Raw genomic sequence first — 15249 nt, 5'->3', positions numbered from 1 at the left:
TATATGAAGTGTATGAGATAGACAGTTAAGGTATTGTGTGAGATCAGGAGGTATATATATGAACAGAAATAGAAAAGTGGTAGCAAGGGCAATGGCAGTTGCAGTGGCGACAAGTGTGGTTGGAGCATACAGTTATCAGACTTCCGGTACGGTGGTGATGGCAGAGGAAGAGACCACGGAGATGCTGACGCAGGCAGCGAGTGCGGTATTGGAAGGGAATCAGGCATCTGAAAGTGAAGAAGGAACCGTGACGGCAGCAGGTCAGGAGAGTGCGGACGGTCAGGCTACGGATCAGGAGAATGCAGGCGGTCAGGTTGCCGGGGATGCAGATACAGAAGACGGCAAAGACGAGGGCGGCATCTTCAAGGAAGAATCTGTCTATGTGAAGGCGGATGCCGCAGGCAATGTAAACAGCACGACGGTTACGGAGTGGCTTAAGAATCCGGAAAACGGAGAATTAGAGGATACTTCAGACTTAAAGGATATTAAGAATATCAAGGGCGAAGAAGCATTCACCAAAGGGAGCGGCAAGGACCTGAAATGGCAGTCCGAGGGCAATGACATTTACTACCAGGGGACGTCGAATGGGAAGCTGCCGGTGGATGTGAATATTTCCTACAAATTGAATGGAAAGGCAATTAATGCAGAAGACCTTGAGGGGAAAGACGGCAAGGTTGAGATCCACATTGATTATACGAATCATGCGAAGGAGACAGTGGAAGTTAACGGGGAAAAGGTCGAGATGTACACACCGTTTACCACGGTCACTGCTATGATGCTCCCGACAGACGAGTACAGGAATGTGACGATTGATCACGGCAAGATCATGTCGGATGCGGATAAGAATATTGTGATAGGGCTTGGATTCCCGGGGCTTACCGAGAACTTGAAGCTTGAGGAACTGGATATGGATATCCCGGAGAGCGTGACGATCACCGCGGATGTAAAGGATGCCTCTGTAGGGCCGACGGTTACCATGGTATCCGCGGAATTAATGAATGATTTCAACCTGAATGACGTCAATGATTTCGAGAGTCTTGAGGATTCCTTAAGCGAGCTTGAGGATGCGTCCGCACAGCTTGAGGATGGTTCCAAAGACGCGTCAGACGGGGCGAAGAAACTTGCAGACGGTTCGAAGGATGCGGCAAGCGGAGCAAGGGAACTGGCTGATGGCTCCAGAGAAGCGGTCAGCGGCGTGAAGAAGCTGGTGGACGGTGCGAGCCAGGCGGCAAGCGGAGCAAGAGAACTGGCGGCAGGGTCTAAGGACGCTGCGAATGGAGCGAAGGAACTGGCGGACGGGACGAATGACGCGGCGGCAGGAGCGAAAGAACTGGCGAGCGGAGCGAACGACGCAGCGAGCGGAGCGAAAGAGCTGGCAAGCGGGGCGAAGGATGCGGCAAATGGCTCTAAGGAGCTTGCAGTTGGTTCGAAAGCTGTGACAGACGGAGTCAATGAACTGAATAACAAGAGCGGAGAACTGATTGACGGGATGAATGCTTTGGCAGATGGAGTAACTAGCTATACGCAGGGAGTGGGACAGTTAGAAGGCGGAGCAGCACAGGTAAGCAGCGGAGCAGCCAGTCTGGAAGAAGGAGCAAAGAAGCTTCAGGGAGCCGTACAGCAGGCTAAGGGCGGAGCCGATCAGTTGGTTCAGGGATACGCGCCTGTGTATGAAAGCTTGGCAGGTACGACTGCATCAGACGCAGGCACACAGAATGAACTTGGAATCGCATCAGAACGTCTATATGAGGCAGAGTGTATTCTGGAGAATATAGGAGTATCACCGGCGTCAGCAGAACAGCCTGCTATTATCGGCCAGGAAAGTGCAGTGCAGGCGATTATGGCGGCATACGGAGACGTTGTAGATGAAAACGTAGTACGTGCGGCAATTTACAGTATCTATGCAGAACCGGCAGCACCCGTTGATAATTCGGCAGAGGCCAATGCGGCGATCGCCAGTGCGGCCAGTGCGATATCCGAAGCAAGCAGTCATGTAGCAGGCGCCAGCGGCGCGGCGGATCAGGCGGCACAGCAGACAGCTACATTATCACAAGATTTCTGCGGATTGTATAAAGGAACGGTAGGTCTTAAGGGAGGGCTTGATCAGATCAGTGCCGGAGCTGATTCTGTGGCTTCCGGAGCTTCCGGTTTATCAGAGGGCGCTGCAGGTCTGGCATCTGGCGTTACAGCTTTGAACCAATCCAGCGGACAGTTAACGGCAGGGGCAACGAAGCTTATGCAGAGCGGTCCGACTTTATCCAAGGGAATCAGCCAGTTGGCGGATGGAGCAAAGCAAGTATCAGACGGAGCCAGCGCTTTGGCGGCAGGCAACCAGAAGTTGGCCGACGGAGCCGGTACTCTTGCATCCGGCAATCAGAAATTAGCCGACGGGGCAGGCGTCCTTGCGGATGGCAATCAGCAGTTAGCGAACGGGGCCGGCGCATTACTGGCAGGCAATCAAAAGTTGGCCGACGGAGCCGGTGCTCTTGCATCCGGCAATCAGCAGTTAGCGGACGGAACCGTGACCTTAGAGGCAGGGAGCCTGAAACTTGCGGACGGAGCCGGAGCTCTTGCGGATGGCAATCAACAGTTGGCAGACGGGGCAAGTGCATTGGCCGACGGCAATCAGCAGCTTGCTGACGGTATGTCAGAATTCAAGACTTCCGGTATCGATAAACTGACAGATGTATTCCATAACGATATCCAGTCTGTGAAATCCAGGATCGATACTATGTCAGAGCTTGGCAAGAAATACAAATCCTTCGCCGGGATCAAGGAAGGAATGAACGGAAGCACCAAATTTATCATAGAAACAGAAGGTGTCAAATAGATATAAATGAAAAGCCGCTTGTCGTTATGAAGGCGGCTTTTATTATGATCGAAAAAGTCTTTACATCACAATCAATGATTGATATTATGAAAATATCAAGGGAAACGGTACAGTGTAGAAAGTAGGTGAGAAATGTGACGGGAAAAGAAATTGTAAATCTTATACGGCAATTGAGACAAGTCGGCATGAGTGATACAAAAATACTTGGCTTGATAGAATATATTGTAACTCATGATCCCAAAGAAAAAGAAGCAGCAACGGAATAGCTTTTCGTTCCCTCAAACCCCTTCTTTCGTTCCATTTTTCATGGGAATAACGGATTTTTGCCGATATAATAGATGTCAGACGAAAATGAAAGGAGAGATAAGAATGGATCTTGGAGTAACAGATCAATTGAGCTGGCGTGAATTGGCAGGATTGTATCGGAGCAAAGGAATATCCGATGTGATCAGGGGCATGAGCTTCGCAGAGCTTGCGGCTGCAAGAGCATCTGAGGGCAAGGGAAAGCAGCCGGATGGAACAGAAGGGAAAACCGGAAGCTACATGGGCGAGTCATATCAGGAGCGCCTAAGCAAGATTACGGATCAGAATGCTGCGAACGCGTTCCGGCAGGCCTATGCGATGAAGATGGCAGGAGGTACAGATTATATATCGGCGGTCAGCAAGGCATATGCTTCCGGAATCACAGGCGCGGCGAATTTTGCAGATGCCTTTTCGCAGTATCAGGTCATTACCCATGTGGGAAATGCCAATATATCCTCTGCCAACTGGCAGAGAAATGATTTCCCCTTCTGGAAATATTTCCGGGCGGACACCAGCGCGGATGCGTTGAATGACTGGCGTCCCACTGGCCCGAACCCGCCTCAGACCAGAGGAGATCTGCAGAGGAATTACGGCAGTATCGGCCCCGGACGGATTGCGGTTCTTGTGCCGGAGAGCCTGCAGAAGAAGATGGACGAAGATCCTGCCTACGCCCGGCAGATCATGGCAAAGCTGCAGGAATGGAAGGCGGATTACGACCGCTGGGACAACACGGTGGCAGCTTCTTATGGAATGGATGTGGCAGAACATCAGGCCAGTAAAAGCTATGTATTTGACCTAGATGAGAACGGAGACGTAAGAAACTGTACGGTTACCAGCAGCGGCGGCGAAGTTACAGGTCCTACAAAGGAGGAGCGGGAATTAATCGAGGCTGAGCAGGAAAGGAAGTATCGATTGCGCGTGAAATATATCCGTATTATGGAAGAGAGCGCAGAGAGGCATAGAATGCAGGAGCATGAGAATCAGCGCTATTTACAGAATCAGCTTGTGATACAGGGCTGAAAGAGACAGGAGGGAGGGGATTGTCTGTGGGTATTTTAGGGATTCAGGATATGCTGACAGGGATGTATCTGCATGCTGGAAGAACGCAGAAATCAGAGGTTAGTTCGACTGACTTTACGGAACTGCTACAACAAGCCGGAGATGTCAGGAATATTTCCCCAAAGGAGATATATCAGGAATATCTAAAGATAAGATATGGCAATGTGATGATTCAGGATGTTGGGAAAGACCAGAGAAGTATAGACAGCATCGGGGCGGGAACATCCGGAACAGGGAATGTTGTGATCGCGCCCAATATCCTAGAGCAGATGGTGAATGATCCGCAGAAGGCAGCTTACTACGAAGGGAAAATACAGCATTATTATGATACGCTGCCGGCGTGTCAGGCGCAATTATCACTCATGGGACACGAGATCCATTCGTCCGGTATTGTGATCCATCCGGACGGTACGGTCACGCATTATGTAAGCGGTGATCTGAAGCCGGAGGTGAGGGCAAGGATCGAGGCACAGATGAGAGCCGAGGCGGAAGCGAAGGCAGAGAGGAAGAGAGCATATCTCAGACAAAGTGAAGAGGCGGCGTATCTTCGGAGACTGGAGATGGAGACGGCGTATCATCGGTTGGATATAGGAGCGCCCGGACTTATCAGCGGATTGTCTGGAATGAATTTTTAGACAGTCTGTCAAGAGGGCGAAAGCGGCTTGGAATGACAGATGAGCCGCGTATATACCTGCAATGCAACAAATAATCTGTCCTTTTGCAGAAGGACAGATTATTTGGCATGTAATGAAATGTTCAACAGCACATTCAAAGAAAATCGCTGTCCCACTTTTTCTGCCAGTGTCGCGCCATGATATTTTTCTGCCACCGATTTGATGTTGGAAAGCCCTGTTCCCGCTGGGGGCAGCGGTTCATCTGAACAGGTGTTTTCAAACGCCAGCATATAAAAATCACCCTGCCGTTCCCCACTGATACGGATGAACTTCGTCCCCGTAGCGGATTGACACGCGTTGATTGCGTTATCCAACGCATTTGCAAAAATTACACACAAATCGAAATCATCCATCCCGCAGGGCCTTGGCAGGAGCAGTGAAACCTCTGCTGTAATTTCTTTTGCCAGTCCCAGCTTTTCACTTAGCAAAATATCTACCACTGGATTACCTGTTTGATATGGAAAGGACAGGGAAGTCGAAACTGTTTTCAGCTTGTTCAAGTATGCTTTGCTTTCATCCAGTTCTCCATTATTTAACAGCCCATTCAGTACAGACAAGTGATTAGCAATATCATGGCGAAATGCTTTCGTTTGCTCGTAGCGTCTTTGGGCCTCGGCAATATAGTTTTTTTGTGTTCGGGTTGCTTGCTCCAGAGATTGTAACGCCGCCTGTGTTTGAAAGCTGTGACAGATGTGTTGGTAGGCATACAGTGTGCAAAGTAACGCGGCCAGCCCCAGGATTTGCAAGACTAATAACGCACTGTGTTTTCCGGTCTCCCTTAACGAAATGTACGAAGGTAAGACGCTGTATGAAGTTTGCAGAATATACAGTTCAGCAGCAAAGAAAAACAGTCCGGGAAATAGTAACAAACCGACATACGGCATTTGACGATCTTCTGTCAGAGATAGAAATTTCAATACCGCACCACAACAACAGGCGCAGACTGCAAAAACGGTCAGCGTTGCTAAAAGAATTAACAGATACAGCAGTGTTTTCCCGATCATACGGGGGAATAGTATTACCTCTACTGAGTTGATGATACCGAAAGAAAGCTGAGAAATATAAACTGCCAAAATTGCAGCGGTCCAAGATACAGATTGCCGGTTCCGCAAAGCCAGACGGCTCACACTGTATAATAGAAGCAGCTCCGCACCGATGGGCAACACATCGGAAAAGTCGAATGTAGTGAAAAACCATTGTATGGTACAGAGCAGAAAAAAGTAGATAGCGAAGTGCCGTATTTTCTGTTTCTTCCCGGTCAGACGGCTGACAAAAGCAATGTGCATTACACTTTGCCCAAGCAGGCAAAGAACGTCAAGGCATAGGCTGAAATAGTCCATATCAAAAATCCCTCTCTTTCATATAACGCAAAAGAGCCTGCGTTAAATCTCGCTCACGCAGTCTGGAAACAGGGATTTTATCGCCCTGTGACAGCATGATCTGTCCGGCATTACATCCACGAACATATTCAATATTGACAAGATAACTTCTGTGGCATCTGAAAAAACGTCCATCAATACGCTGCTCTAAATCATCCAGCTTATCATAATAGTCGGTGATTTTTCCGTCGCTTTGGTGGATATAGATTTTTCTGCCCTGCACCTCGCAATACACGATTTCGGCTAACAGAATAACATCACAGGAAGTTCCTCTCTGGACAACAATACTTTTTATCTCTCTCTGCTGTATAGATTTGATTATCCTGTTCATTGTTCTTTTGAAATGACCACTATCTAATGGTTTGACCAAATAATCAAATGCCTCCACTTCAAAAGCGTCAAATACACACTCTTTCAGAACGGTCACAAAAATCAATAGGCTGTGATTTTTCCTTTGGCGGAGTATTTTAGCGGTTTCCATCCCGTTTAGATGTTCCATTTGAATATCAAGGAAAATCACATCGAAGTCACGACCGCTTTCTAAAAGGGAACGTCCGTCTGAAAAGCTATTGATACAGTACGATGTAATATGCTCCCCATTCATGTATTGTGAAAGCTGGTTTGAAATTTCCTGTACCATCATCGGCTCGTCATCGCAAATTGCAAATTTAATCATTTGCTCACCTACTTTCTTCTGCGTGTTTTATAATATCAGTTTCGCAGTAAAAGGACAACCTCTCTGGCACAGAATGTTTAAATTATGTAATGAAATGATTACTAGTCTTGAGCGGCATCCTCTGTTTCCGTCCGCGAATAGTAACTGCTTGTTTTCAGATGGTTTGTATAGTATAATCAAGAAAGCATATTGGATTTGGCAGGAAAGGGGTGTGTAACAGATGGGGATTTATCTCAATCCGCCGTCAGATGGATTCCGGGCAATCCTGAAAAGGGGGATGTACGTGGATAAGTCAGAATTGATCGCTTACACGAATAGTGTACTGGAAAGTGATCGGATGCTGACTTGTTTCAGTCGTCCAAGACGTTTTGGCAAATCATTTTCCGCCAGGATGCTCTCGGCCTATTATTCCAGCGAGGCGGAATCCGAAACGTTATTTGAAGATCTTAAGATTGCACACGGCAAAAATGGAAGATTTCGAGAATATCTGAATCAATGTGATGTGTTGTTTCTGGATATTACGTCTTTTATATCAACGGCAGAGGATATTGAAGAAACAGTAAATGATATACAGAGAGAAGTGATCGAAGAACTTAGGGAAGCATTTCCAGGTTGTATCAGAGAAGGAGTGAAGGCGTTGTCCAAGGCGCTTTTACAGATTCATTCGAAAACGGGGAAGAAATTTTTTGTCATTATTGATGAGTGGGATGCGCTTTTTCGGGAAGCGAAAGATAATGAGAAAGTACAGCATGCGTATATACAACTTCTGCGAAGTCTGTTTAAAAGTAGTCAGACCTCACAGATGATTATTGGGGCATATATGACAGGGATTTTACCTGTTAAAAAGTACGGAACGCAGTCTGCATTGACAGATTTCTGTGAATTTACCATGCTGGAGCCAGGGCCGTTAGCAGAATTTGCAGGTTTCACGGAAGATGAGGTCAGAGATTTGTGTAAAGAGTATGGACTTGATTTTGATGAGGCCCGCAGATGGTATGACGGGTATTATTTTGATAAGACCAGACATATCTATAATCCAAAGTCTATCATAGAAGCTGTGATTAATCAGAAGTTCAATAATTATTGGACGCAGACAGAGACCTATGAGTCACTTAGAACATATATTGATTTGAATTTTGACGGATTAAAAGACGCCCTTGTGGATATGCTCGGCGGCAGACATTTTAGAATTGATACGGGAACATTCCAAAATGATATGACTTCGCTGAACAGTAAGGATGATGTGTTTACATTGCTGGTTCATCTGGGTTATCTTGCATATGACAGTGACAAGGAAGAAGTTTTTATTCCCAATGAGGAGGTGCGTGAGGAGTTTATCCGGGCATTGAAGAACGGAAGGAGACAGGAGCTTGTGAGAGTCATTCAGCGTTCGGACCGACTGCTTCAAGCAACGCTTAAGATGGAAGCGGATACAGTTGCGGATATATTAGAAGAAGTACATGGGGAAAATACGGCTCCTCAGAACTATAATAATGAACAGGCGCTTCGTTCGGTGGTTATCATGGCGTATCTAAGCTGCCTGGATCATTATATGAGGTTTGAAGAATTGGCAAGCGGGAAAGGATATTCGGATCTTTTATTCGTGCCGGAGAAAACCTCGGCAAAACCGGCATTACTCATCGAATTGAAGTGGAATAAGAGTGCGAAAGGCGCTGTTATGCAGATTAAGGATCGGAATTATATAGAATTTGCCAGACGATTTGATTATGAGGGGGAAATATTGCTGATCGGCATCAATTATGACGCCAAAACAAAGAAACACACCTGCAAGATCGAGAGATATTGAAAAACATATCATCCCATGCTATAATAAGAAAGTGTATCCTTGGTGACAGGGATGCACTTTTATGAAGTAAACCGCCGGTGGAGGATCTGTTGCCGGCAGTAATCGGATAGATTGATAATGATATTTGAGAATAAAGGAGAGCAAAATGCAGGCGTATACGAGTTTTGCGGAGGTATATGATATTTTTATGGATAATATACCTTATGAAGAATGGGCGGATTATCTTGATGAGATGCTTAAGGAATACCATATTCCCAATAACATGGTGTTGGAGCTTGGATGCGGGACAGGCAATATGACGGAGCTGCTGGCGTCGAAGGGCTATGATATGATCGGTGTGGACAATTCGGAGGTCATGCTGGAGATCGCCATGGAGAAGAGACAAAAGAGCGGCCATGATATCCTGTATCTTCTGCAGGATATGCAGGCGTTTGAATTATATGGTACGGTCGGCGGGATCGTGAGTGTCTGCGATTCCATCAATTATGTCACGGATGAGAAAGAATTGAAGGAAGTATTCAGCCTTGTGAATAATTATCTGGATCCCCGTGGCATCTTTGTGTTTGATTTTAATACGGAATACAAGTACCGGGAGCTTCTTGGCGACCGGGTGATTGCGGAGGAGCGGGAAGAGTGCAGCTTTATCTGGGACAATTATTATAACCCGGAGGATAAGATGAATGAATACCAACTGACTCTGTTCGTGCAGAGTAATGAAGATAAGGATCTGTATCGGAGATATCAGGAGGTACATTATCAGAGGGCCTATACGCTTGAGAAGATCAAGACGCTGATTGAGAAGGCAGGGCTTCGTTATGTCGCGGCCTATGACGCCTATACGAAGAAGGCGCCCATGTATACCAGCGGGCGTATCTGCGTGATCGCGCAGGAGTATGGGAAGTAGGCAGCTTGTCTGAACTATATATGAAGTAAGAAGAGAGGTAAGAGGGGATGGAAGATTATATTGTAAGGGCTACGGCGGCGGACAGCCAGATCCGCGCGTTTGCCGCGACTACAAGGCAGGTGGTGGAGACGGCGAGAGTACGTCACAATACCAGCCCGGTGGCTACGGCGGCGCTTGGGAGGCTTCTGACTGCAGGCGCGATGATGGGCAGTATGATGAAGAATGACACAGATATACTGACCCTGCAGATTCGGGGGAATGGGCCGATCGAAGGCATCACGGTTACGGCGGACAGCCATGCCAATGTGAAAGGATATGTGGGGAATCCGGACGTAATGCTGCCGCCTAGGAACGGGAAGCTGGATGTGGGCGGAGCAGTCGGAGTAGGACTTCTCACCGTTATCAAAGATATGGGGCTTAAAGAGCCGTATTCGGGGCAGACTATCCTGGTATCCAGTGAGATTGCGGAGGATCTGACCTATTATTTTGCGAATTCGGAGCAGGTACCGTCTTCCGTAGGGCTTGGCGTACTGATGGAGAAGGATAATACGGTTCGCTGTGCGGGAGGATTTATCATACAGATGATGCCGTTCGCAAAGGAGCAGACTATCTGCCGGTTGGAGGAGAATCTGAAGAAGGTTTCTTCTGTGACGTCGCTTTTGAATCAGGGATATACGCCGGAGCAGTTATTGGAGGTGCTGTTTGAGGGCCTGGGGCTTGAGGTCACGGACACGGTGCCGGCACAGTTCTGCTGTAATTGCTCAAAGGAGCGCGTAGAGCATGCGGTGGCGAGTATTGGCAGGAAGGAGATCCAGGAGATGATCCAAGACGGAGAGGATATCGAGGTCAAATGTCATTTCTGCAATACGGCGTACCGGTATACGGTGGAAGAACTAAGAGAGATCATAAAACGCAGTAAGTAGATCATATTGGAAGAAAGGGAGCGGGCATGCAAAATGAGAGATGGATTTATTAAGGTAGCGGCTGCAACACCGGATATCCGGGTTGCGGACGTCGCCTATAACACAGAGAAGATATGTGATCTGATCGACGAGACGGCAGAAGAAGGGGCGAAGGTGGCTGCATTCCCGGAGCTCTGTGTGACAGGGTATACCTGCGGAGATCTCTTTACACAGGATATCCTGCTGAAGGATGCCAGGGCTGCGCTTCTTAAGATCGCGGAGCATACCAGGGAGAAGGACGCATTATTCTTCGTAGGTGTTCCGCTTTTTATTGACGGGGAATTGTATAATGTGGCGGCGGCGCTGAACCGGGGGAGGATCCTTGGGCTTACGACCAAGACATTTCTGCCGAATTACGGGGAATTCTATGAGATGCGGCAGTTCTGTCCGGGGCCAAAGAGGACAAGGGAGATCCTCTTTGAAGGGGAGAAGGTTCCGTTTGGACCTAAGCTTTTATTTACAGCCGCATCCATGGAATCTCTGATCGTGTCCGCTGAGATCTGTGAGGACGTATGGTCGCCGGTTCCGCCAAGCATAGAGGCGGCAAGGGAAGGGGCGACTCTGATCGTCAACTGTTCGGCAAGTGATGAGACCATCGGGAAGGATCTGTACCGGAGAAGCCTGATCGAGGGACAGTCTGCGCGTCTGATCTGCGGTTATATCTACGCCAACGCGGGAGAGGGTGAGTCTACGACGGATCTGGTATTCGGAGGACATAACCTGATCGCGGAGAACGGTACGGTACTGAAGGCAAGCAGGCGTTTCGTGAACGGGGCGATCTATTCGGAGATCGACCTTGACCGCCTGTTAAGTGAGAGAAGGAAGAATACGACATTTAAGGCTATGGAGGATCCTGTGCTATGGAGGATCCCCTTTGAGGTCCGGATAGAGGAGACGAAACTTACCAGAGAGATCTCTTCTAGGCCGTTCGTACCGGAGCATGCCAAAGACAGGGCCGTGCGCTGTGAGGAGATCCTGATGATCCAGGCCATGGGGCTTAAGAAGAGGCTTGCCCATGCCCATGCGAAGAATGCAGTGGTGGGGATTTCAGGAGGCTTGGATTCCACACTGGCGCTTCTGGTGTCCGCGAAGGCGTTTGATATGCTTGGATTAGACAGGAAGGGGATCACGGCGGTGACGATGCCGTGTTTCGGCACGACGGACAGAACTTATCGGAATGCATGTAAGATGTCGGTGAAGCTTGGAGCTTCGTTAAGAGAGATCCCGATCGCCGAGTCGGTGAAGCGGCATTTTGAAGATATCGGGCATGATATGGAGGATCACAGCGTGACATATGAGAATGCCCAGGCGAGAGAACGTACCCAGGTTCTTATGGATGTGGCGAACCAGAACGGCGGCCTTGTGATCGGGACAGGGGATATGTCGGAGCTTGCCCTTGGGTGGGCGACTTATAACGGGGATCATATGTCCATGTACGGGGTCAATGGTTCGGTTCCCAAGACGCTGGTGCGCCATCTGGTGCATTATTATGCGGATACCTGCGGGGATGAGGAACTTAAGGCGGTGCTTTATGATGTGCTCGATACGCCGGTGAGTCCGGAGCTTCTGCCTCCTAAGGACGGGGAGATCGCACAGAAGACGGAAGATCTGGTGGGGCCGTATGAGCTGCATGATTTCTTCTTGTATTATCTGCTGCGGTTCGGATATGAGCCGGACAAGATCTATCGGCTTGCGAAGTATGCGTTTGCCGGGGAGTATGAGGATGATATCATATACCGGTGGCTTGAGACTTTCATAAGAAGATTCTTCACCCAGCAGTTCAAGCGTTCCTGTTTGCCGGACGGGCCGAAGGTCGGGACGGTGGCGCTGTCTCCAAGGGGAGACTTAAGGATGCCGAGCGACGCGTGTGCGGCAAGCTGGCTTAAGGCTCTGGAGCGTATGCGCTGATATTAGAATAGAACACCCTGGCAGGAAATGTCTGAGACGGCATTCCTGCCAGGGTGTTTTTATGCCTGCAGGCGGCGGGAGGGATTAATCTACGGGAATTTTAAGCACCTGTCCGATATCAATGATATCGCTGGTCAATCCGTTGAGTCTCTTGATGGCGTCCACGGTGGTATGATATTTCCTCGAGAGAAGCCAGAGAGTATCGCCGGACTTTACAGTATATTCGATGTAAGGTTCTGACTGCGGGGCGGGGATCTTAAGCACCTGCCCGACGTACAGCATATCGCCGGTCAATCCGTTTAACTGCTTGATGGCTTCTACGGTAGTGCCGTACTTCCTGGAGAGGAGCCAGAGGGTGTCCCCGGGCTGTACGGTATACTGGAAGCTTCCGGTTCCGGGACCGGGAGACGGAACATTCTGGGTGATCCCCTGGTAGGTGTCATACAGGGCGCGCCACGTGCGGGAGCCTACGATCCCGTCTGCATCAAGCTGCATGGCCTTCTGGAACGCGATGACCGACTGCTTCGTCCCGCTGCCGAATATCCCGTCCTGGACCGGAGCGGGGATCTCGGGATAGTATTCGGAGATGAGATCCAACAGATATTGCAGGGTGATCACATCGGGGCCTGTGGACCCGGTGCGAAGGGTGCTGCCCGGCGGTACGGTGCCGATCCCCAGGGTCTCTCCTTCGCTGTCTAATTCCGCCAGCCTGGCAATGGCTGTGTAGAGGCTTGAGATCTTATACCAGGTAGACCTCCCTACGATCCCGTCCGGCGCCAGGCCAAAGACATTCTGGAATTTGACGACTGCCGCCTTTGTGCTGTCTCCAAAGACACCGGCTTCGTCGGTGATGGAGGGGATCGCCGGATAGTTTCGGCGGATCCTGGCAAGATAGGTCTGGATGGTCTGCACGTCAAGTCCGGTGCTTCCTACCCGGAGAGGAGCGCCGGGATAGGAGTTCACGATCCCGGTGATGATATTGGTCTCGACGATCTCAATGTCATCGGGATAATAGGAGCGCAGGATTTGTATGGGCGTTAGGCCCTGGTCTGCCAGGGTTACGGTCCCCCACTGGGATAAGCCCTGGCAGGTGGCGGTGGTGCCGTTGCAAAATGAGGTGAAGTACGGCGCGTTCTGCCCCTGCCGTCTGACATACTGGTTGAAGATCTGATCCACGATCCTGCTGATAGATTCGTAGATGGGGCGGCCGTATACAAAATATTGGTCATAGGCGGTGCTGTTTGTGATGTCAAATGAATATCCGCGCGCCTTATACCACTCCGTGTATACGCGGTTCAGCGCGAAGGTGATGATGGCGTAGATATTTGCGGTGAGCGCGGCGGCGGGCCAGGTAGGGTAGATCTCACTGCTTGCCACATTCTTCACATAATCAGGAAAGGACACCCGTACATTGGAAGCGGATGAACCCGGAGTACCCAGATGGACCGTGATGGGATCCGGGATCACCACCTGCCGCAGCACGTAGGGCTCCGTGTGCGGATCGATCATGGTGCCTTTCTGTTCAACGGCATCATTCATCGCGACTGCAGGCTTGCCAATGAAGATCTCTTTGGTGACGGGGGTTCTCTGTATCTGCTGCATCGGGGTCAGCGTCACAGGAAGAACGGCCGTCTCTCCGTCGAACACCGGAATATCTGTGACGAACAGGGAGTCGAAGCCGGAGGCTTCGGCCAGTACATGATAGCTGATAAACGGCGTTCCGTTGTAATAAGGATTCTGTGAGAAGCTCTTATCCTTGGTTTCCAGGGATACGACGGGGGTATCCCCATTCTCATCTGTCCATAGGTTGTAGAGTGTATTTCCGGCCGCAGCCTGTATCTGTATCTGTACGTTATTCAGAGGGACGGCTTCGTGTGCGGTCCGCACCTGTATCTGTAAATAACCAATCGCCATGGAGGTCTCCTGTTTATTTTCTGATATCCATATATCATATGTGGGGCAGAAGGTTATCATGACAGGGAAAATTAGGTCTGAAAATGATAGAATTTGTCGAATGAAAGCGGGAAAAAGGGGATGGAGACAGGGATAAAAAGAATAGATAATAATCACATTGATAATTGACAAAAAGTTTAATAAGAGTATAATAGATTCAGCGTGAAAGTTTAGCAAAAATTTATTTTTAGTTTAGAAATATTGTAAAAGGAGCAGGGATAGTATGGAACTGGAATATGTGAACGAACATATCGGGAATAAGATCAAGGATCTGCGCAACCGGAACGGGCTGACGCAGCAGGAGCTTGCGGACCGGACAGAGCTTACCAAGGGATTCATATCCCAGTTGGAGAGAGGGCAGGTGTCGCCGTCCATCGTGACGCTTCTGGATCTGATCGAGTGTCTGGGGACCACTGCTTCTGAGTTCTTCAAGGAAGCGGAGGAAGAGCATGTGGTATTCTCGGAAGAGGGTTTCTTTGAGAAGGTGGACGAGGCGGGCAACAGTATCCAGTGGATTGTGCCCACGGCCCAGAAGTATCAGATGGAACCGCTTCTGGTGGTGCTTAAGCCTTACCAGGGGCTTGAGGAGGATAAGCCGCATGACGGGGAAGAATTCGGTTATCTGATCTCCGGGCGGCTTAAGCTCTATCTGGGGGACGAGGTCTATACGGTGAAGGCCGGGGAGAGCTTCTACTATCCGGCCAAACGGCGGCATCGTATTGAGAATCCGGGCGGCAGGCCGGCCAGGTTTATCTGGGTCAGCACACCGCCTACATTTTAAATGAATAGTTGGG

Annotated in this window: 12 protein-coding genes; 9 read left to right on the top strand and 3 right to left on the bottom strand. The window is 49.3% G+C overall.

Features of this window, described 5'->3' with window-relative positions; genetic code table 11:
• The first annotated feature begins 58 nt into the window (after positions 1–58).
• From VSQ62_RS17420 to VSQ62_RS17405, 4 genes are all read left to right on the top strand, one after another.
• Complete coding sequence (locus tag VSQ62_RS17420; protein WP_334636055.1) at positions 59–2830, top strand: hypothetical protein; 2772 nt, start codon at positions 59–61, stop codon at positions 2828–2830.
• A 134-nt stretch (positions 2831–2964) separates the two neighbouring features.
• Positions 2965–3096, top strand: a complete 132-nt coding sequence (locus tag VSQ62_RS17415; protein ID WP_334636054.1) for a hypothetical protein — start codon at positions 2965–2967, stop codon at positions 3094–3096.
• Positions 3097–3199: 103 nt separating this feature from the next.
• Positions 3200–4153 carry a hypothetical protein gene (locus VSQ62_RS17410; RefSeq protein WP_334636053.1) on the top strand — a complete coding sequence of 318 codons (954 nt, stop codon included), beginning with the start codon at positions 3200–3202 and terminating at the stop codon, positions 4151–4153.
• A 26-nt stretch (positions 4154–4179) separates the two neighbouring features.
• Positions 4180–4827, top strand: a complete 648-nt coding sequence (locus tag VSQ62_RS17405) for a DUF6033 family protein (protein ID WP_334636052.1) — start codon at positions 4180–4182, stop codon at positions 4825–4827.
• 98 nt (positions 4828–4925) lie between these two features.
• Here the strand turns inward: VSQ62_RS17405 and VSQ62_RS17400 are convergent, their stop codons facing one another.
• Positions 4926–6206 carry a sensor histidine kinase gene (locus VSQ62_RS17400; protein ID WP_334636051.1) on the bottom strand — a complete coding sequence of 427 codons (1281 nt, stop codon included), beginning with the start codon at positions 6204–6206 and terminating at the stop codon, positions 4926–4928.
• 1 nt (position 6207) lies between these two features.
• Entirely contained in the window at positions 6208–6921 is a 714-nt protein-coding gene (locus tag VSQ62_RS17395) for a LytR/AlgR family response regulator transcription factor (RefSeq protein WP_334636050.1), read from the bottom strand.
• 220 nt (positions 6922–7141) lie between these two features.
• Here VSQ62_RS17395 and VSQ62_RS17390 point away from each other — a divergent pair, with 220 nt between their 5' ends.
• The 4 genes from VSQ62_RS17390 to VSQ62_RS17375 all read left to right on the top strand — a co-directional run bounded on the left by VSQ62_RS17390 (position 7142) and on the right by VSQ62_RS17375 (position 12502).
• Positions 7142–8728 (top strand): AAA family ATPase, encoded by a 1587-nt coding sequence (locus tag VSQ62_RS17390; protein WP_334636048.1) that lies wholly within the window; start codon positions 7142–7144, stop codon positions 8726–8728.
• Between the two features lie 145 nt (positions 8729–8873).
• Positions 8874–9632, top strand: a complete 759-nt coding sequence (locus VSQ62_RS17385; RefSeq protein ID WP_334636047.1) for a class I SAM-dependent DNA methyltransferase — start codon at positions 8874–8876, stop codon at positions 9630–9632.
• Positions 9633–9679: 47 nt separating this feature from the next.
• Positions 9680–10555, top strand: coding sequence for an Hsp33 family molecular chaperone HslO (gene hslO / locus VSQ62_RS17380; RefSeq protein WP_334636046.1), 876 nt, complete (start codon positions 9680–9682; stop codon positions 10553–10555).
• Positions 10556–10588: 33 nt separating this feature from the next.
• Entirely contained in the window at positions 10589–12502 is a 1914-nt protein-coding gene (locus VSQ62_RS17375; protein WP_334636045.1) for an NAD(+) synthase, read from the top strand.
• Between the two features lie 84 nt (positions 12503–12586).
• Here the strand turns inward: VSQ62_RS17375 and VSQ62_RS17370 are convergent, their stop codons facing one another.
• The gene (locus VSQ62_RS17370) at positions 12587–14416 is read right to left on the bottom strand and encodes a LysM peptidoglycan-binding domain-containing protein (RefSeq protein ID WP_334636044.1); all 1830 of its coding nucleotides are present in this window, start codon (positions 14414–14416) and stop codon (positions 12587–12589) included.
• A gap of 262 nt (positions 14417–14678) precedes the next feature.
• Between VSQ62_RS17370 and VSQ62_RS17365 the strand changes: the two genes are divergently transcribed.
• Positions 14679–15236 carry a helix-turn-helix domain-containing protein gene (locus VSQ62_RS17365; protein WP_334636043.1) on the top strand — a complete coding sequence of 186 codons (558 nt, stop codon included), beginning with the start codon at positions 14679–14681 and terminating at the stop codon, positions 15234–15236.
• Positions 15237–15249 lie beyond the last annotated feature (13 nt).

It is taken from the genome of Sporofaciens sp. JLR.KK001, assembly GCF_036941055.1.
Classification (GTDB): domain Bacteria; phylum Bacillota; class Clostridia; order Lachnospirales; family Lachnospiraceae; genus Sporofaciens.
The sequence above is the reverse complement of the archived record's forward strand: the minus strand, read 5'-3'. Positions and strand labels throughout refer to the sequence as shown.

Excerpts from the sequence above, each read along its gene's own strand:
- VSQ62_RS17420 (WP_334636055.1), top strand. The coding sequence starts at position 59 with ATGAACAGAAATAGAAAAGTGGTAGCAAGGGCAATGGCAGTTGCAGTG.
- VSQ62_RS17410 (WP_334636053.1), top strand. The coding sequence starts at position 3,200 with ATGGATCTTGGAGTAACAGATCAATTGAGCTGGCGTGAATTGGCAGGA.
- VSQ62_RS17400 (WP_334636051.1), bottom strand. The coding sequence starts at position 6,206 with ATGGACTATTTCAGCCTATGCCTTGACGTTCTTTGCCTGCTTGGGCAA.
- VSQ62_RS17395 (WP_334636050.1), bottom strand. The coding sequence starts at position 6,921 with ATGATTAAATTTGCAATTTGCGATGACGAGCCGATGATGGTACAGGAA.
- VSQ62_RS17390 (WP_334636048.1), top strand. The coding sequence starts at position 7,142 with ATGGGGATTTATCTCAATCCGCCGTCAGATGGATTCCGGGCAATCCTG.
- VSQ62_RS17385 (WP_334636047.1), top strand. The coding sequence starts at position 8,874 with ATGCAGGCGTATACGAGTTTTGCGGAGGTATATGATATTTTTATGGAT.
- hslO (WP_334636046.1), top strand. The coding sequence starts at position 9,680 with ATGGAAGATTATATTGTAAGGGCTACGGCGGCGGACAGCCAGATCCGC.
- VSQ62_RS17375 (WP_334636045.1), top strand. The coding sequence starts at position 10,589 with ATGAGAGATGGATTTATTAAGGTAGCGGCTGCAACACCGGATATCCGG.
- VSQ62_RS17370 (WP_334636044.1), bottom strand. The coding sequence starts at position 14,416 with ATGGCGATTGGTTATTTACAGATACAGGTGCGGACCGCACACGAAGCC.
- VSQ62_RS17365 (WP_334636043.1), top strand. The coding sequence starts at position 14,679 with ATGGAACTGGAATATGTGAACGAACATATCGGGAATAAGATCAAGGAT.